The organism is Variovorax sp. 679 (genome assembly GCF_003952185.1).
GTDB lineage: Bacteria > Pseudomonadota > Gammaproteobacteria > Burkholderiales > Burkholderiaceae_C > Variovorax.
In genome coordinates this window covers 280,428-298,575 of sequence record NZ_RXFS01000008.1, presented here as the reverse complement: position 1 = coordinate 298,575, position 18,148 = coordinate 280,428, and the positions used below count along the sequence as shown (strand labels likewise).

Annotated in this window: 13 protein-coding genes and 1 tRNA gene; 5 read left to right on the top strand and 9 right to left on the bottom strand. The window is 65.2% G+C overall.

What is annotated here, in order from left to right; genetic code table 11:
- Positions 1-28 precede the first annotated feature (28 nt).
- The 8 genes from infB to EJO71_RS22265 form a co-directional block, all read right to left on the bottom strand.
- Entirely contained in the window at positions 29-3,001 is a 2,973-nt protein-coding gene (gene infB / locus EJO71_RS22300) for a translation initiation factor IF-2 (protein ID WP_125950843.1), read from the bottom strand.
- 24 nt (positions 3,002-3,025) lie between these two features.
- The gene (nusA, locus tag EJO71_RS22295) at positions 3,026-4,519 is read right to left on the bottom strand and encodes a transcription termination factor NusA (protein WP_125950842.1); all 1,494 of its coding nucleotides are present in this window, start codon (positions 4,517-4,519) and stop codon (positions 3,026-3,028) included.
- A gap of 16 nt (positions 4,520-4,535) precedes the next feature.
- On the bottom strand, positions 4,536-5,186 hold the full coding sequence (gene rimP, locus EJO71_RS22290) for a ribosome maturation factor RimP (RefSeq protein ID WP_125950983.1): 651 nt from the start codon (positions 5,184-5,186) through the stop codon (positions 4,536-4,538).
- Positions 5,187-5,371: 185 nt separating this feature from the next.
- A complete protein-coding gene (locus EJO71_RS22285; RefSeq protein WP_125950841.1) occupies positions 5,372-6,571 on the bottom strand; it encodes a YbfB/YjiJ family MFS transporter in 1,200 nt (399 codons plus the stop codon).
- Between the two features lie 20 nt (positions 6,572-6,591).
- Positions 6,592-8,229: a dipeptide ABC transporter ATP-binding protein gene (locus EJO71_RS22280; protein WP_125950840.1), complete on the bottom strand. Its 1,638-nt coding sequence runs from the start codon at positions 8,227-8,229 to the stop codon at positions 6,592-6,594.
- Positions 8,226-9,263, bottom strand: a complete 1,038-nt coding sequence (locus tag EJO71_RS22275) for an ABC transporter permease (protein ID WP_125950839.1) — start codon at positions 9,261-9,263, stop codon at positions 8,226-8,228. The genes EJO71_RS22280 and EJO71_RS22275 overlap by 4 nt, the downstream gene beginning before the upstream one ends.
- Positions 9,264-9,339: 76 nt before the next feature.
- Positions 9,340-10,374: an ABC transporter permease subunit gene (locus EJO71_RS22270; RefSeq protein ID WP_125950838.1), complete on the bottom strand. Its 1,035-nt coding sequence runs from the start codon at positions 10,372-10,374 to the stop codon at positions 9,340-9,342.
- Positions 10,375-10,402: 28 nt separating this feature from the next.
- Positions 10,403-12,232 carry an extracellular solute-binding protein gene (locus tag EJO71_RS22265; RefSeq protein WP_125950837.1) on the bottom strand — a complete coding sequence of 610 codons (1,830 nt, stop codon included), beginning with the start codon at positions 12,230-12,232 and terminating at the stop codon, positions 10,403-10,405.
- A 37-nt stretch (positions 12,233-12,269) separates the two neighbouring features.
- On the opposite strand from EJO71_RS22265, the gene fabI reads away from it, so the two are divergent.
- Positions 12,270-13,052 (top strand): enoyl-ACP reductase FabI, encoded by a 783-nt coding sequence (fabI, locus tag EJO71_RS22260; RefSeq protein WP_125950836.1) that lies wholly within the window; start codon positions 12,270-12,272, stop codon positions 13,050-13,052.
- Between the two features lie 66 nt (positions 13,053-13,118).
- Positions 13,119-13,961: a DNA ligase gene (locus EJO71_RS22255; RefSeq protein WP_125950835.1), complete on the top strand. Its 843-nt coding sequence runs from the start codon at positions 13,119-13,121 to the stop codon at positions 13,959-13,961.
- A gap of 27 nt (positions 13,962-13,988) precedes the next feature.
- Here EJO71_RS22255 and EJO71_RS22250 read toward each other — a convergent pair whose 3' ends face one another.
- On the bottom strand, positions 13,989-16,298 hold the full coding sequence (locus tag EJO71_RS22250) for an arginine/lysine/ornithine decarboxylase (RefSeq protein WP_125950834.1): 2,310 nt from the start codon (positions 16,296-16,298) through the stop codon (positions 13,989-13,991).
- A gap of 216 nt (positions 16,299-16,514) precedes the next feature.
- Here EJO71_RS22250 and EJO71_RS22245 point away from each other — a divergent pair, with 216 nt between their 5' ends.
- The 3 genes from EJO71_RS22245 (at position 16,515) to EJO71_RS22235 (ending at position 18,039) form a co-directional block, all read left to right on the top strand.
- Complete coding sequence (locus EJO71_RS22245) at positions 16,515-16,940, top strand: NfeD family protein (protein WP_125950833.1); 426 nt, start codon at positions 16,515-16,517, stop codon at positions 16,938-16,940.
- Positions 16,941-16,978: 38 nt separating this feature from the next.
- Positions 16,979-17,923 (top strand): stomatin-like protein, encoded by a 945-nt coding sequence (locus tag EJO71_RS22240; RefSeq protein ID WP_125950832.1) that lies wholly within the window; start codon positions 16,979-16,981, stop codon positions 17,921-17,923.
- Between the two features lie 25 nt (positions 17,924-17,948).
- A tRNA-Ser gene (locus EJO71_RS22235) sits at positions 17,949-18,039 on the top strand.
- Positions 18,040-18,148: the final 109 nt, after the last annotated feature.

The following is an 18,148-nucleotide window of genomic DNA, read 5'->3' as shown; positions in this document are numbered from 1 at the left end:
GGCAATGAGTCCGATATCGTGGCGCGCCTTACAGCGTACGCGCGATCTCCTTGATTTCGAAGAACTCGAGCTGATCGCCCTCTTTGATGTCGTTGAAGTTCTTGAGCTTGATACCGCACTCGAAACCTTCGCGAACTTCGCGCACATCGTCCTTCAGACGCTTGAGCGAGTCGATCTCGCCGGTGTAGATCACCACGTTGTCGCGCAGCAGGCGGAAATGCGCGCTGCGGTTGACCGAACCCGAGGTGATGTACGAACCCGCGACCGTACCGATCTTCGAGGCCACGAACACCGTGCGGATCTCGGCCGAGCCGATGACTTCCTCGCGGCGCTCCGGCGCCAGCATGCCCGACATCGCGACCTTGATCTCGTCCACGGCGTCGTAAATGATGCTGTAGTAGTTCAGCTGCACGCCGTTGCCTTCGGCCAGCTTGCGCGCGCCGGCATCGGCACGCACGTTGAAGCCGATCACGACCGCCTTCGAGGCGATGGCGAGGTTGATGTCGCTTTCGCTGATACCACCAACGCCGGCGTACACCACCTGCACCTTGACCTCGTCCGTCGCCAGCTTGAGCAGCGATTGCGCCAGCGCTTCCTGCGAGCCCTGAACGTCGGCCTTGATGATGATGCGCAGCGTCTGCACTTCGCCCGCCGACAGGTCGGTGAACATGTTCTGCAGGTTCGCGGCCTGGGCCTTCGCCAGCTTGGTGTTGCGGAACTTGCCGGCACGGTAGGTCGCGATTTCGCGCGCACGGCGCTCGTCGCCCATGACCATGAACTCGTCGCCCGCCTGCGGCACCTCGGTCAGACCCTGGATTTCCACCGGGATCGACGGACCCGCGGACTTGGTCGGCTTGCCGTCCTCGTCCAGCATGGCGCGCACGCGACCATAGGTCGAGCCGGCCAGCACCACGTCGCCGGTCTTGAGCGTGCCGGACTGCACCAGCACGGTAGCGACCGGGCCGCGGCCCTTGTCAAGCTGGGCTTCGATGACCAGGCCCTTGGCGGCGGCATCCACCGGCGCCTTGAGTTCCAGCACTTCGGCCTGCAGCAGCACCTGCTCGAGCAGGTCGTCGATGCCCTGGCCCGTCTTGGCCGACACGCCGACAAACGGAACGTCGCCGCCGTACTCTTCGGGCACGACTTCCTCGGCCACCAGTTCCTGCTTCACGCGGTCCAGGTTGGCATCGGGCTTGTCGATCTTGTTGATCGCGACCACGATCGGCACACCGGCCGCCTTCGCGTGCTTGATGGCTTCCTTGGTCTGGGGCATGACGCCGTCGTCGGCCGCCACCACCAGGATCACGATGTCGGTGGCCTGCGCACCGCGGGCACGCATGGCCGTGAAGGCCTCGTGACCCGGGGTGTCGAGGAACGACACCATGCCGCGCTCGGTTTCCACGTGATAGGCACCGATGTGCTGCGTGATGCCGCCGGCTTCGCCCGCCGCGACCTTGGCGCGACGGATGTAGTCCAGCAGCGAGGTCTTGCCGTGGTCGACGTGACCCATGACGGTCACGACCGGAGCACGCGGCAGCGCCTCGGCGATCTGCGCCGACACGTCCTCGTCGGTGAAGGCTTCCGGGTCGTCCAGCGCGGCAACCACCGCGTTGTGGCCCATTTCCTCCACCAGGATCATTGCGGTGTCCTGGTCGAGCGACTGGTTGATGGTCGCCATCTGGCCGAGCTTCATCAGTTGCTTGATGACCTCTTGTGCCTTGACGGCCATCTTGTGCGCCAGTTCGGCCACCGTGATGGTCTCGGGCACGTGCACTTCGAGAATGCGCGCCTCGACCGGAGCTGCCGGCACGTGTTGCTCGTCGTGGCCGCCACGATCGTTGCCACGGCGACCGCGCGGGCCTCCGCGCCAGTTGCCGCGACCGACGCCGCCGCTGGCATCGCCGCGGGTCTTGATTTCCTTCTTCTTGGCAGGATCGCCAGCCCAGCTCGACGAGAGCTTCGCGGACTTGACTTCCTTGCCTGCTGCACCGGCGGCGCCGGGTGCTGCTGCGGCGCCCGGCGCGGCAGGTGCGCCTGCACGTGCTGCGGGAGCGGTTGGCTTGTGCAGCGTGCCCTTGACCGCGGCCTTCTCGGGCTGCGGCTTCTCGGGTGCCTTGTGCGGCACCAGCACGCGGGCCGGCGCGTTCATCATGGCGCGGATGGCTTCGGCTTCGGCGAGGGCCTTGCGGCGACGCTCGTCGAGGTCCTTGGCGCGAGCGGCTTCCTCGTCGGCCCGGGCCTTCGATTCGGCGGCGGCCTTGGCCTTCGCGTCTTCCTTGGCCTGCGTCGCGGCGGCTTGGGCAGCGAGCTTGCTGTTGTCGGCAGCCTTCTGTTCAGCGGCCTTCTGTTCGGCAGCGGCGGTCACCGCGGGCGCGGGAGCGGCGGCGACTGCCGGTTTCGCGGCAGCAGCGGCTGCCGCGGCGGCGGCCTTCTTCTCGGCGGCTTCAGCAGCGGCGCGAGCGGCTTCCTGCTCGGCCTTTTCAGCTTTCTCGGCCTGCTCGCGCTCGCGGGCTTCGGTTTCTTCGCGCTGGCGGCGCTTCTCTGCCAGTTCTTCTTCCTGGCGGCGGATCAGTTCGGCCTGGCGACGCGCCTCTTCCTCGCGGCGAGCCAGTTCGGCCTCGTCGATACGGGGCGCGGCGGGAGCTGCCGCGGGGGCTTCGGCAACGTGCTGCGCAGGCTCGGACGCAGCCAGGTGGCCGTCGTCGCGCTGGATGAAGGTGCGCTTCTTGCGCACCTCGACCTGGATGGTGCGGGCACGACCGGTGGCGTCGGCCTGCTTGATCTCGCTGGTCGACTTCTTGGTCAGCGTGATCTTCTTGCGCTCGGGCTCGACGGTGCCATGGCTGGCCTTCAGGTGGCCGAGCAGGCGCTGCTTGTCGGCCTCGGTGAGCGCATCGGTGACGGCCGCCTTGGGCACGCCTGCGCTCTTGAGCTGGTCAAGCAAGGTTTCGGGAGTCTTCTTGAGCTCGTTCGCGAACTCGGCGACAGTGGTACTGGACATATTGGTTTCGTGCCTCCATGACCGTCACTCTTGGCCGGCGAACCAGTGTTCGCGGGCTTTCAAGATGAGGGCTTTGGCGTCATCGGCGCTCTGGCCGGTGATCTCGGTGAGTTCATCGACCGCGAGGTCGGCAAGGTCGTCACGGGTGTTCACGCCCGCTTCGTGCAGCTTGGGAATCAGCTCGGGGTCCAGGCCTTCGAGGTCGCGCAGGTCCTGCGACACCGCCGACTGCGTCTCGACGCCCTCTTCCTTGGCAATTTCCATGGTCAGCAGCGCATCCTTGGCACGGGCGCGCAGCTCGTTGATGGTGTCTTCGTCGAAGGCTTCGATTTCCAGCATTTCGGAGATCGGCACATAGGCCACTTCCTCGAGGCTGTTGAAGCCTTCCGAAATGAGGATGTCGGCGATTTCCTCGTCGACGTCGAGCTTTTCCATGAACAGCTTGCGGCTGGCATCGGTCTCGGTCGCCTGCTTCTGGGCCGACTCGTTGGCGTCCATGATGTTGATCTTCCAGCCGGTGAGGTCGGAAGCCAGGCGCACGTTCTGGCCGCCGCGGCCGATGGCGATGGCGAGGTTCTCCTCGTCGACCACCACGTCCATGGCGTGCTTTTCTTCATCGACCACGATCGACGACACGTTGGCCGGTGCCAGCGCACCGATCACGAACTGGGCGGGGTCTTCGCTCCATAGGACGATGTCCACGCGCTCGCCGGCCAGCTCGTTGGTCACGGCGTTGACGCGGGTGCCGCGCACGCCGACGCAGGTGCCGATCGGATCGACGCGCTTGTCGTGCGACAGCACCGCGATCTTGGCGCGCGACCCGGGGTCGCGGGCGCAGCTCTTGATTTCGAGCAGGCCCTGTTCGATCTCGGGCACTTCCTGGCGGAACAGCTCGATCATGAATTCGGGCGCCGAGCGCGACAGGATGATTGGCGCGCCGCGCAGCGTCAGGTCGACTTCCATGATCATGGCCCGCACGCGGTCGCCGTTGCGCAGGTTTTCCTTGGCGATCATCTCGCTGCGGCGCAGGCGGCCTTCGACGCGGCCGGCCTCGACGATGATGTCGCCCTTGTCAAGGCGCTTGACGGTGCCCACGAAGATCTTGTCGCCGCGCGACATGAAGTCGTTGAGCAGCATCTCGCGCTCGGCGTCGCGGATCTTCTGCAGGATGACCTGCTTGGCAGCCATGGCGCCGATGCGGCCGATGGGCACGGAGTCGACAGCCTCTTCGATGTACTCGCCGACTTCGATGTCCGCCATTTCTTCCTTGGCTTCGAAGAGCAGGATTTCCTGGTCGGGCAGCTGCAGGCCGGCTTCGTCGGGCACGACGTGCCAGCGACGGAAGGTTTCGTAGTCGCCGCTGTCGCGATCGACCGAGACGCGGATGTCCACGTCGCCCTGATGAAGTTTCTTGGTGGCCTGCGCCAGCGCGGACTCGACCGCGCCGAAGACCACGTCGCGCTCGACGTTCTTCTCGCGCGAGATCGCATCCACCAACATCAACATTTCGCGATTCATGCCACCACTCCTCTGGTCAGTCCGGAACCTGCGTTCCGTCGTCAATATCCGAAAAACCCGGTTGGGTTCTGGCCTTGCGGCCCTTGAAATCCACAATTGGCGCGAGCCGCGCCTCGCGCAGCTCGTCCAGCACGAAGCCCAACGCCTGCAGCGTTGCGGGCGCGCGCTTCTTGCTCACTTTTTGGCCCGGCTTGGGCTCCGGCGCATCGCTCCAGACGATTTGCCAGCCCCGGGCGCCATCGGCGGCGCCTTCAACCTGTGCGGCCCGCTCCAGCGTGCCGCGAAATTTCTTGCGGTTGGCCGCCACCTGGCCAGCCGCTGCGGCGCCCATTGGCGCCTTGAGCGTGATGTCGATCACCTCGCCCACGAAACGCTCGAAATCCTGCTCATTGCGCAGCGGACGGTCAATACCCGGCGAGGACACCTCGAGCCGCTTGTAATCGACACCGTCGACCTCGAGCGCAAATTGCAACTGGCGCGTCACCTTCTCGCAGTCTTCGACCGTCACGAAAGGCTCCGGAACGCCGGCAGCCGCAGCTTCCGAGGTGGGGGCCGTCCAATGCAAATCAATCGTCACGCGCAGCAATCCCCCGGCCGAGCGTTCGATCTCGACCAGGTCATAGCCGAGACCGGCCACGGTTTGTTCCACTATTTGCTGCAATGCCACGTGTTCGAAAGTGCCTTTTAAATACTGGGCGCTGCCATCCGCCCGCCACGGATGCCAGATCGCCATGAATGCCTGGAATGCATAGACCAAAAAAAACGGGCGGTTGGTACCCGCCCGTTTGGTCGTGAGCCTCGAATTATATGCTATTTGTGCAATTAATGAAGGGCCTTTGAACGTCCAACCGGCTATTGCACGGCCGCGCTGCGCGATTTGAACCAGACCACCGCGAACAGGACGGCGCCGAGCGCCAATGCCGCGGCGGCGACCAGCAGCGGCAGCTGGAACGACCCGGTCCGCTGGGCCAGCGGCGCGGCAAACAGCGGCCCCACGATCTGCCCCACCCCATAGGAGGCCGTCGCATAGCCGATCAGCCCTGCTGCCGCATTGCCGCGCAGTCGTCGCGCATCCCGCATCGCGAAAAGAGTGATGGCGGTGAACGGCATGCCCAGCAGCAGGCTGCCGAGCGCAAAGCCGGCAATGCTCGGCCATGCCACGGACAGCACGACGCCCAGCGCCTGGAGCGCGTAGGCGCAGGCCAGCAGCAGCCGGTTATCCCAGTGCGTCGGCGCGCGCGCGCCGATCAGCGCTCCCGGAATGATCGCCAGCCCGAACAGCGGCCAGAAGAAATCCGGCCAGGACGACCCTGGCAGCGCCTGACGGGCGATCACCGGCAGGAAAGTAGCGGTGATGATGTAGCCGAAGCCCGCCAGCCCATATAGCGCGACCAGCCAGATCGCGTCGCTGCGGTCGGCCGGCGCGGCCACGCGGGCTGCGGTGGCAGGTGCCGGGGCCCCACCACCAGCGGCGTGAACGCGTTCTCCATCATCGAACACCCGCCAGATCACGGCGATCAGCACCACCGCAAGAATGCCCAGCCCGATCCAGCCCGCCTCCGAACCCCAGCGCCCGAGCGCGCCGCCGAGCAGCCCGGTCATGGCGATGCCGATCCCCGGCCCGGTGTAGATCACTCCAGCCAGCGTCGGCGCGTTGGTCTCGGCCAGCCGCCGCAGTCCCCAGCCCGAGGCGAAAACGAAGACCCAGGCGCTCATCACGCCCGCTGCCGTGCGAAGCACGCCCCAGCTCGTGAAGCTGTTCAGCACGCCCATGCCGACCAGCAAGGCTGCCGTGGCCAGCAGCCCGCCCCGCACCATGCTCGACGCCTTGACGCCGATGGCCGCGCAGCTCACCGCGCCCAGGAAATAGCCCAGATAGTTGAGCGACGCCAGCACCCCGCCCGCGGCAAGCTCCAGCTTCCCCTCGTGCAGCATGATGGGCAGCATGGGCGTGAAGGCAAAACGCCCCAGGCCCATCGCCACCGCAAGGGTGACCATGCAGGCCAGCGCCGCGCGCCAGGCTCCGCGCCGGTCGCGTCCGGTTTCCGACATTTCTTGCAGTCTCCGTTGTCTTATTCCAGCAGCGCGGCAGCCACCAGTTTCTTCGTATAGGGGTGCCCGGGCGCATCGAGCACACGCTCGACCGGCCCGGTTTCGAGAATGGCTCCGTCCTTCATCACGATGACGTGGTGCGCCATCGCGCGAATCACCTCGACGTCGTGCGTGATCAGCAGGTAACTCAGCCCCCGCTCGCGCTGCAGGCGCTGCAGCAAGCCCAGCACCTGCTTCTGGATCGTCACGTCGAGCGCGCTGGTCGGCTCGTCGAGCACCAGCAACCGGGGATCGACGATCAGAGCACGGGCAATCGCCAGGCGCTGCCGTTGCCCGCCCGAGAATTCGTGCGGATAGCGTTCGAGCAGCGACGGGAACTGCGCCTCCGTCAGCCCGACATCCGCCAGCGCGGCAAGCGCGCGCGTCCGGCGCGCTTCGACGCCAAGCTCCGGCGCGTGCACGCGCAGGCCCTCGCCCACGATCTGCTCCACAGTCATGCGCGGCGAAAGCGACGAGAACGGGTCCTGGAACACCACCTGCATCGTGCGGCGCAAGGCAAGATCGGAGGCACGGTCTACCGCCCACCCCTTGCCGGCAACCTGCAGCGCTCCCTGGTGCTTCAGCAGCCCCAGCGCTGCCAGCGCGAGCGTCGACTTGCCCGAGCCCGATTCGCCGACCACGCCCAGCGTTTCACCGGGCGAGATGCGGAAATCCGCACCCTGCACCGCCACGAATTCGCCCTTTCGGAACCAGCCGGCGATGCCCGGCCTCGGCACGGGATAGACCACGCGCAAGGTCTTGGCCTCGATCAGCGGAGCCGTGCCTGAGCCGCTCGCGACGGGCGCCACGTTGCGCTCGGGATGGCTGTCGATCAACTTGCGCGTATAGGGGTGCTGCGGCGCGTCGAATACGGGCGCGACCGCGCCGTGCTCGACGATGTGGCCGTTCTCCATGACCACCACGCGATCGGCGAAACGCCGCACCAGGTTCAGGTCATGCGTGATGAGCAGCACGGCCATGCCGTGCTTGCGCTGCAGGTCGGCCAGCAATTCGAGGATCTGCGCGCGCACCGTCACGTCGAGCGCGGTGGTCGGCTCGTCGGCAAGCAGCAGGCGCGGCTTGCAGGCGAGCGCCATGGCGATCATCGCGCGCTGGCGCTGGCCGCCGGAGAGCTGGTGCGGAAACGCCCTCGCCCGCCGCACCGGCTCCGGAATGCCGGTGTCGGCCAGCAACTGAATAGCAGCCGCCTGCGCAGCGCGGGCCGACAGCCCCTCGTGCAGTTCGAGCACCTCGGCGATCTGGTCGCCCACGGTGTAGAGCGCGTTCAGGGCGGTCATCGGCTCCTGGAAGATCATCGCGATCTCCTTGCCCCTGATGCCGCGCAACTCGCGCTCGGGAATCGACAGCAGGTCGCGCGAGCCCTGCGCACGCTCGCCGCCGAACAGCCGTGCCGTACCGACCAGGTCGGCGTTCTGCACCAGCCGCAGCAGCGACAGTGCGGTGACAGTCTTGCCCGAGCCCGATTCGCCGACGAGCGCGAGCTTTTCGCCGGCGGCCATCTGGAAGTCGATGCCGTGCACGACCTCCTTGCCGCCGAAGGCGATGCGCAGGCCCTTGACGTCGAGCAAGGGTTGATTGGGTTGTGCGTTGCTCGTCACTTGTCGGCCTTCCGCGGATCGAGCGCATCGCGTAGCGCGTCGCCCATGAAGGTCAGCAGCATCAGCGTGACGACCAGCACGCCGAAGGTGGAGATCGAGATCCACCACGCGTCGATGTTCGCCTTGCCCTGGCTCAGCAGTTCGCCGAGCGACGGCGTGCCCGGCGGCACGCCCAGCCCGAGAAAGTCGAGCGAGGTCAGCGCGAGGATGGCCGCACTCATCCGGAACGGAAGGAAGGTGACGACCGGCACCATGCTGTTGGGCAGGATGTGGCGCCACATGATCTGCAGATTGCCCACGCCGAGCGCACGCGCCGCGCGCACGTAGTCCATCTGGCGATTGCGCAGGAACTCGGCGCGCACGTAGTCGGCCAACCCCATCCAGCCGAACAGGCTCAGCAGGATGAGCAGCAGCGCCACGCTGGGCGCGAAGATCGCGCTGAAGATGATGAGCAGGTAGAGCTCGGGCATCGAGCTCCAGATCTCGATGAAGCGCTGGAACGCAAGGTCGACCTTGCCCGCGAAATAGCCCTGCACCGCCCCTGCGGCCACGCCCAGCACCGTGCCGATGGCGGTGAGCGCAAGCCCGAACAGCACGCTCACGCGAAAGCCGTAGATCAGCTGTGCAAGCAGGTCGCGCCCCCGGTCGTCGGTCCCGAGCAGGTTGTCGCTCGTCGGCGCGGCAGGGCTCGGCGATTTGGCGAAGTAGTTCAGCGTCTTGGGCCCGTAGGGATTGAGCGCGTAGATCGCCCAGTTGTCGCCCTGCGTGATGCGCTCGCGAATGAACGGGTCGAGATAGTCCGCTGGCGTCTCGAAGTCGCCACCGAAGGTCTTCTCTGAGTAGTCGCGCAGCACCGGGAAATAGGTCTTTCCCTCGTAGCGGAGCACCAGCGGCTTGTCGGTAGAAAGCACCTCTGCGAAAAGGCTCAGCAGCACCATGCACGAGAAGAGCACCAGGCTCCAGAAACCAAGCCGGTTGCGCTTGAAGCGCTGCCACGCGCGGCGACCAGGCGAATTGTGGACACGAGCACTCACCCTGGATGCACTCTCTCTGTCGGCGCCATTGCGCCCCTGCACTGCATCGTCCACACCGGAAACGGCTACCCCGGGTTCAATCGAATTTGACACGCGGGTCCACCCATACGTAGCAGAGATCGGAAATCAGCTTGGTCACCAGGCCGATCAGCGTGAAGAGGTACAGGGTGCCCAGCACCACCGGGTAGTCGCGGCGAATGACGCTTTCGTAGCCCAGCAGGCCCAGGCCGTCGAGCGAGAACAGCGTCTCGATCAGCAGCGAGCCCGCGAAGAATGCGCCGATGAAGGCCGAGGGCAGTCCCGTGATGATCGGGATCAGTGCATTGCGGAACACATGCTTCCAGAGCACCTGCCCTTCGCCCAAACCCTTGGCGCGCGCCGTCAGCACGTATTGCTTTCGGATCTCCTCGAGAAAAGCGTTCTTGGTCAGCATGGCCGTCATCGCGAAACTGCCAAGCACCATGGCGGTGACCGGCAAGGTGATGTGCCACAGGTAATCGACGATGCGCGCCCCCCAGCTCAGGTCATCCCAATTGGCGGAGGTCAGCCCCCGCAACGGGAACCACTGCAACTGGCCACCGAAGACCACCAGCAACGCGACACCGAGCACGAACCCCGGAATTGCATAGCCGATCAGCACGATCAGCGTACTGATCAGGTCGAAGCGCGTCCCCGCCCTCACTGCCTTTGCAACGCCCAGCGGCACCGCCACGCCGTAGCTGATGAAGAAGGTCCAGAGACCAAGGCTGATCGACACCGGCAGCTTTTCCAGGATCAGCGTCCAGACGTCCTTGTTCTGGAAGAAGCTCTTGCCCAGGTCGAAGCGCGCAAACTGACCGAGCATCTGGAACAGCCGCTCATGCGGCGGCTTGTCGAAGCCGTAGAGCGCCTTGATCTGTTCGAGCCGCTTTGGGTCGACGCCCTGGTTGCCGCGATAGCTGCCGCCACCAGACTCGAAGCCGCCACCGCCCCGCCCCGCCGTCTTGGCTTCGGCGAGGTACTGCTCCACCGGCCCGCCGGGTACGAACTGGATCACCAGGAAAGTCACCAGCAGCACGCCGAGCAGCGTCGGGATGAACAGCAGCAGGCGCTTGAGGACATAGGAGAGCACGACCGGTTACCTTCTTTTTCTGTCTGCGCTAGGGAGCCGACTCCGCCGACTTGCGAGACGGCTTGGCCCACCAGGTACCCATGACCCAGTCTTCGCCATTGGCGTACGGCGGCATCGGCGCCTTGAACACGAGCCGCCAGTCGTCATAGACGATACGGTGCGAGTTCAACGTCCACTGGGGGATGAGGTAGTGGCTGAACATGATCACCCGGTCGAGCGCACGGCAGGCGGGCATCAGCTCGGCCTTGGTGTCGGCGTTGACGATGTCCTTGAGAAGTGCATCGACCGCCGGCGTCGACACGCCCATGTAGTTGCCGGAGCTTTCCGTCTTGGCCGCCTTGCTGCCGAATATCTCGAGCAACTGCTGCCCGGGGTTGTTGGTGCCCTGGAAGTTGATGGTCGTGATGTCGAAATCGAAGCGATCGAGTCGCTCCTGGTAAAGCGCGAAGTCGACGGTTGCAAAGTTCAGCGTGATGCCGAGCTTCTCGAGGTTTCGGATCCAGGGCGACACGGTGCGCACGCCGCCCTCCTTGCTGTCGAGATACTCCAGCCTCATCACCTCGCCCTTGGCGTTGCGAAGCGCGCCATCGCGGTATTCCCAGCCGGCCTGCTTGAGCAGGTCGCGAGCGCGGCGCAGGTTGTTGCGCAACGAATGGCCTTCGCCCTCGGTGGTGGGCGGGGTGTACATCGGGCCGAAGCTCGCATCGGGGATCTTGCCGCGCCAGGGTTCGAGCAATGCCTTTTCCTCGGCCGAAGGCAGGCCCTGCGCCTCACAGTCGGTGTTCCCGAACAGGTCCTTCACGCGCGGATAGCCGTTGTAGAACATCTGCCGGTTCATCCACTCGTAGTCGAGCGCCAGGCCCAGGGCCTCGCGAACACGTGGGTCGCTGAGCCTGTCGCGCCGGGAATTGAGCACGAAGCTCTGGAAGCCCGCAGGCTTCTTGTGCGGGAACTCGTGCTTGACGAGCTCACCCGTGGTGAAGCGTTTGCCGTTCACCCGCCGCGCCCAGTCGCCGGCCGAGTAGAAGCTCATCATGTCGAACTCGCCGGCCTTGAGCGCCTCGAGCCGGGCCGTGTTGTCCTTGTAGATCTTGACGGTGATGCGGTCGAAGTTGTGCGAACCGCGGTTCACCGGCAAGTCACGTCCCCAATAGCTGGGGTCGCGCACATAGGTGATGTCCTTGCCGAAGCGCACCGGGCCGATCTTGTACGCACCGCTGCCGATGGGGATGTCCATCACCACCTGGTCGAAGGGCTTGGCCTTGCCGTTCTCCACGCCCCATGCACGACTGAAAACCGGCAGGCTCCCCACGATCAGCGGCAGCTCGCGATTCACCGTCTTGAAGCGGAAGCGAATGGTGCGCGCATTGATCACGTCGGCCCCGTCGACCTCCTGCAGCAGCGTCTTGTAGCCCGGCGAGGTGAAGGGGCCGATGAGCGTGTCGTAGCTGTGCTTCACGTCGGCCGCCTCGACCGGCATGCCGTTGTGGAATTTCGCCTCGGGCCTAAGACGGAAAGTGACGCTGCGGCGGTCGGGGGCCACGGTGACGTCCTCTGCGAGCAGGCCGTAGCCGGAGCCGGTCTCGTCCATCGCGCCGGTCAACAGCGTGTCGAACATCAGGCTGTCGAGGTAGGCCGGCGCCGTGCCCTTGATGGTGAAGGGGTTGTATTTGTCGAAGGTGGAAACGCGCAGGTTGCTCACCAGCCGCAGCTCGCCGCCCTTGGGCGCATCGGCGTTCACATAGTCGAAGGCCTTGAAGCCGGGGGCGTATTTCAGGTCGTCCCAGAGTGCATATCCATGCGCGGCCCAGGCAGGAACCGCGCACACCATCAACCACCAGACTCCGAGAAGACGCATGCGAGAATTCTGCCCAAGATTTTCACAAGGCAACCTCATGGGCTTTCTTTCGGGCAAGAAACTGCTGATCACCGGTGTACTGAGCAATCGCTCCATTGCTTATGGCATTGCCAAGGCCTGTCACGACCAGGGCGCGGAACTCGCCTTCAGCTACGTCGGCGAGCGATTCAAGGACCGTATCACCGAATATGCCGCAGACTTCGGCTCGAAGCTCATTTTCGATTGCGACGTGAGCGACGATGCGCAGATCGACAAGCTCTTCGCCGATCTCTCGCAGGCCTGGCCCAGGTTCGACGGCTTCGTGCACAGCATCGGCTTCGCGCCGCGCGAGGCCATCGCGGGCGACTTCCTCGACGGACTCTCGCGCGAGGGCTTCAAGGTCGCGCACGACATCAGTGCCTACAGCTTCCCGGCAATGGCCAAGTCGGCCCTGCCCTACCTCAACGACAAGTCGGCCCTGCTCACGCTGACCTACCTGGGCGCCGAGCGCGCGCTGCCCAACTACAACACCATGGGCCTGGCCAAGGCCTCGCTCGAAGCCTCTGTGCGCTACACGGCCGCCTCGCTCGGCCCGAAGGGCATGCGCGTGAACGGCATCAGCGCCGGCCCGATCAAGACGCTGGCGGCCAGCGGCATCAAGGGCTTCGGCAAGATGCTGGCCGCCGTGGCCGACGCATCGCCGATCCGCCGCAACGTGACCATCGAGGAAGTCGGCAACGTCGCCGCCTTCCTTCTGAGCGACCTGGCCAGCGGCGTGACCGCCGAGATCACCTATGTGGACGGCGGCTTCAGCAATGTCGTCGGCGGGATGGCCGAGTAACCCCGCCGACACCCGCTTCGATACGGCCGCAAAGCGGCCTTTTTCCGCTACTTATTTCATAGCATCGTGCTGAATCGCCGCTCCCTGCTGCTCGCCGCCTTCGGCCTAGCCATCGCGCCAGCGGCGCTCGCGCGCGAATCCGCGCCATCGCTGATGCTGGCCGAGACGTACCGCCCAGGCATGTCGCTGGCGGGCTACTGGGTCAGCGAGAAGTACGACGGCGCGCGCGCCTACTGGGATGGCCAGCAGTTCTGGACGCGCGGCGGCGAGCGGATCATTGCCCCGGTGTGGTTCACCGCCCCGCTGCCGAAGCAACCGCTCGATGGCGAACTCTGGGCAGGCCGGGGCCGGTTCTCGCACGCGGTATCGACAGCGCGCAGCCAGACGCCCAACGACATCGCGTGGCACGAGATGCGCTTCATGGTGTTCGACCTGCCCACCCAGCCAGGCGACTTCACCACGCGGCTGACCACCTTGCGCAAGCTGCTTCCCATCACCGACGCGCCGTGGGTGGTACCGGTGCCGCAGGAGCGCGCGACCACGCACGAGGCACTGCAGGCGCTGTTGGACAAGACGGTGAAGATGGGCGGCGAAGGCTTGATGCTCCACCGCGGCGCCTCGCTATACCGCGGCGAGCGCAACAACGACCTGCTGAAGGTCAAGCCCTACGAAGATGCCGAGGCGCGGGTGATCGAGCACGTGACCGGCAAGGGCAGGCACGGCTCCCGGCTGGGAGCGCTGATTGTCGAAACGCCCGACGGCAAGCGCTTCAGGCTCGGCACCGGCTTCACCGACACCGAGCGCGAGAACCCACCCGCCATCGGCAGCTGGGTGACCTACCGCTACAACGGCCTCACCGCCAAGGGCCTGCCGCGCTTCGCGCGCTTCATGCGGATGCGCGAAGGCTAGCCGGCCCTCTCGGCAGGCCAACCTGGCTTACTTCGCTTCCCTGACACAGTCCGCGTAGTAGCGCTTCTTGCCCGTCTCGTCGACGCGCGCAACCAGACCGTGGATGTCGGTCTCGAAGCCGGGGCACTGCGTGTTGAACTCGCGCGAAAACTTGAGGTAGTCGACGATCTTCTTGTTGAACACCTCGCCCGGAATCAGCAGCGGAATGCCCGGCGGGTACGGCGTGATCAGGCTGGTGGTGATGCGGCCCTCGAGGTCGTCGATTTCCACGCGCTCGGTCTTGCGGTGCGCGATGTGGGCGAAGGCGTCGCTGGGCTTCATGGCCGGCGTCAGGTCGCTCAGGTACATCTCGGTCGTGAGGCGGGCCACGTCGTAGCGCGCGTACAGCTGGTGGATGTGCTGGCACAGGTCGCGCAAGCCCAGGCGCTCGTAGCCGGGGTGCTGCTGGCAGAACTCCGGCAGGATGCGCCACATCGGCTGGTTGCGCGCGTAGTCGTCCTTGAACTGCTGCAGCGCCGTGAGCAGCGTGTTCCAGCGGCCCTTGGTGATGCCGATGGTGAACATGATGAAGAAGCTGTACAGGCCCGTCTTCTCCACGATCACGCCGTGCTCCGCGAGGAACTTGGTCACCACGCTGGCCGGAATGCCGGTCTCGGCGAAGTTGCCTTCGAGGTCGAGGCCCGGTGTGACGATGGTCGACTTGATCGGGTCGAGCATGTTGAAGCCATCGGCCAGCTCGCCGAAGCCGTGCCAGTTGCGCGGCGAATTCTTGCCCTTGCTCTTGCCTTTGGGCTGGCCGTTCTTCTCGCCGTGCATGATCCAGTCGTCGGCACGGCCGATGCCTTCGTCGACGAGCTTCTCGGGGCCCCAGACCTTGAACCACCACTCGTCCTTGCCGAACTCTTCCTCTACCTTGCGCATGGCGCGGCGGAAGTCCAGCGCCTCGAGGATGCTCTCCTCCACCAGCGCGGTGCCGCCGGGCGGCTCCATCATGGCGGCGGCCACGTCGCAGCTCGCGATGATCGCGTATTGCGGGCTGGTCGACGAGTGCATCAGGTAGGCCTCGTTGAAGAGGTCGCGGTCGAGCTGGCGGTTCTGCGAATCCTGCACCAGCACGTGGCTGGCCTGACTGATGCCGGCCAGCAGCTTGTGGGTGGATTGCGTGGCGAACACCAGCGACTCCTTCGGCCGCACGCGGCGTTTGCCCATCGCGTGGTAGGCGCCGTAGAACGGGTGGAAGGCCGCGTGCGGCAGCCATGCCTCGTCGAAGTGCAGCGTGTCGACGTAGCCGTCGAGCATGTTCTTGATGGTCTCGGTGTTGTAGATCACGCCGTCGTAGGTCGACTGCGTGAGCGTCATCACGCGCGGCTTGACCTTGTCGGCGTCCACGTCGGCCAGCAGCGGGTTGGCCTTGATCTTGGCCTTGATGGCGCTCTGCTCGAATTCGCTCTTCGGAATGGGGCCGATGATGCCGAAGTGGTTGCGCGTGGGCTTCATGAACACAGGAATGGCGCCGGTCATGATGATCGCGTGCAGGATCGACTTGTGGCAGTTGCGGTCGACCACCACCACGTCGCCCGGCGCCACCGTGTGGTGCCACACCATCTTGTTGCTGGTGCTGGTGCCGTTGGTCACGAAGAAGCAGTGGTCGGCGTTGAAGATGCGCGCCGCATTGCGCTCGCTGGCCGCCACCGGGCCGGTGTGGTCGAGCAGCTGCCCCAGTTCTTCCACCGCGTTGCAGACGTCGGCGCGCAGCATGTTCTCGCCGAAGAACTGGTGGAACATCTGGCCCACGGGGCTCTTCAGGAACGCCACGCCGCCCGAGTGGCCCGGGCAGTGCCACGAGTAGGAGCCGTCTTCCGCATAGTCGATCAGCGCCTTGAAGAACGGCGGCTGCACGCTCTCGAGATAGCTCTTGGCCTCGCGGATGATGTGGCGCGCCACGAATTCGGGCGTGTCCTCGAACATGTGGATGAAGCCGTGCAGCTCGCGCAGGATGTCGTTGGGCAGATGGCGCGAGGTCTTGGTCTCGCCGTAGATGTAGATCGGCACATCGGCGTTCTTGCGTCGCACTTCACCGATGAAGTTGCGCAGGTTCAGCACGGCCGGATCGAGGTCGGGGCCGATGGTGAACTCCTCGTCGTCGATCGACAGGATGAAGGCACTGGCGCGGCTTTGCTGCTGGGCGAACTGGCTCAGGTCGCCGTAGCTGGTGACGCCCAGCACCTCGAACCCCTCCGTCTCGATGGCCTGCGCGAGCGCGCGGATGCCGAGACCCGAAGTGTTTTCGGAGCGGAAGTCCTCGTCGATGATGACGATGGGAAAGCGGAATTTCATGAGCGGGGCTCCGGACAGGCAGACAGACAGCAATGTGGCGAGGCGCGAAGTGTACGGAATTCGGATGACGGGTCCGGTCAGCTTGGCGCAAGCCGTCCGCGGCAGTCCGGCATGCCTCCCTTTTTCTGCCTCGCGCAGTACCCCTACGCACGGCAAGCGCTTGGAGCGGATGCATCAGAATGGCGCGCATCGAACAAGCACAAAAGAGGAGTCGACATGGCGAATTCCACTGTCTGGTGGCTGATTGCGGGGGCGGCCATCGTGGTCGAGCTGCTCTCGGGCACCGTCTACCTTCTGCTGCTGGCAGCCGGTTTCGCGGCCGCGGCGATCGCGGCGCACCTGGGCTTCGGCACCGTCACCCAGCTGATCGTGGCCTCCGTCATCGGCGTGGGCGCCGTACTGGTGTGGTATTCGATCCAGCGCAAGCGCCCTCCTGCTCCCCCCACCGAAGCCAATCGCGACGTGAACCTCGACATCGGCGAAAGCGTGCAGGTCGATGCCTGGAACGCTGACGGCACGGCAACCGTGCGCTACCGGGGAGCGCAATGGACGGTGATCCAGCGCGCGGGCCGCACGCCCTCGACCGGCGAGCACCGCGTGGTCGAGGTGGTCGGCAGCCGGCTGGTGGTCGACAAGGTCTAGTCAGTCACAACTTAGAAATCGCAAAAAGGAAGCGCACCATGGAATTCTCGGTACCTCTCATCATCCTGGTCATCGCGATCATCTTCATCAGCCAGTCGGTCAAGTTCGTGCCGCAACAGAACGCCTGGATCCGCGAGCGTTTGGGCAAGTACCACGGCACGATGACGCCCGGCCCCAATTTCCTGATCCCGTTCATCGACCGGGTGGCCTACAAGCACAGCCTGAAGGAAATCCCGCTCGACGTGCCCAGCCAGATCTGCATCACGCGCGACAACACGCAGCTGCAGGTCGACGGCATCCTGTACTTCCAGGTGACCGACCCGATGCGCGCGAGCTACGGCTCGTCGAACTACATCGTGGCCGTGACGCAACTCGCGCAAACCTCGCTGCGCAGCGTGATCGGCAAGCTGGAACTTGACAAGACCTTCGAGGAGCGCGACGTCATCAATGCCCAGGTGGTGGCGGCGATCGACGAGGCGGCGCTCAACTGGGGCGTGAAGGTGCTGCGCTACGAAATCAAGGACCTGACGCCGCCGAAGGAAATCCTGCAGGCGATGCAGCGCCAGATCACCGCCGAGCGCGAGAAGCGCGCCCTGATCGCCGCTTCCGAAGGCCGCCGCCAGGAACAGATCAACATCGCCACCGGCGAGCGCGAGGCCTTCATCGCCCGCTCAGAGGGCGAGAAGCAGGCGCAGATCAACAATGCCCAGGGTGAAGCCGCCGCCATCACGGCGGTTGCAACGGCAACGGCGGACGCCATCGAGCGGGTGGCGGCGGCCATCCGCCAGCCTGGCGGCGAGCAGGCTGTGCAGCTCAAGGTTGCCGAGCGCGCCGTCGACGCCTACGGCAAGGTCGCGGCAGACTCCAAGACGACGCTGATCGTGCCGAGCAACATGACCGAAACCGCCACCCTCATCGCATCGGCGATGCGGATGGTGCAGGCCGGCAAGTCTTCGGCACAAGGTCAGGGAAATCAGGGCTGAACTGACTGCTACAATCGTGGGCTCAGGAGCGGTGGATGAGCGGTTTAAGTCGCACGCCTGGAAAGCGTGTGAGGGTTAATAGCCCTCCGCGGGTTCGAATCCCGCCTGCTCCGCCAGAGATTGATTGTTCGGAACCGTTCACGAACATTCGAATGACACAGGAAGCCCAGTCGCCACAAGCGCCTGGGCTTTTTTGTCGTTTGATCCGCCCCGCTTGAAAGGCAA

Bases quoted from the DNA above. Each gene is read 5' to 3' on its own strand.
- EJO71_RS22265 (WP_125950837.1), bottom strand. From the start codon at position 12,232: ATGCGTCTTCTCGGAGTCTGGTGGTTGATGGTGTGCGCGGTTCCTGCC.
- nusA (WP_125950842.1), bottom strand. From the start codon at position 4,519: ATGAATCGCGAAATGTTGATGTTGGTGGATGCGATCTCGCGCGAGAAG.
- EJO71_RS22285 (WP_125950841.1), bottom strand. From the start codon at position 6,571: ATGTCGGAAACCGGACGCGACCGGCGCGGAGCCTGGCGCGCGGCGCTG.
- EJO71_RS22240 (WP_125950832.1), top strand. From the start codon at position 16,979: ATGGAATTCTCGGTACCTCTCATCATCCTGGTCATCGCGATCATCTTC.
- EJO71_RS22245 (WP_125950833.1), top strand. From the start codon at position 16,515: ATGGCGAATTCCACTGTCTGGTGGCTGATTGCGGGGGCGGCCATCGTG.
- EJO71_RS22250 (WP_125950834.1), bottom strand. From the start codon at position 16,298: ATGAAATTCCGCTTTCCCATCGTCATCATCGACGAGGACTTCCGCTCC.
- fabI (WP_125950836.1), top strand. From the start codon at position 12,270: ATGGGCTTTCTTTCGGGCAAGAAACTGCTGATCACCGGTGTACTGAGC.
- infB (WP_125950843.1), bottom strand. From the start codon at position 3,001: ATGTCCAGTACCACTGTCGCCGAGTTCGCGAACGAGCTCAAGAAGACT.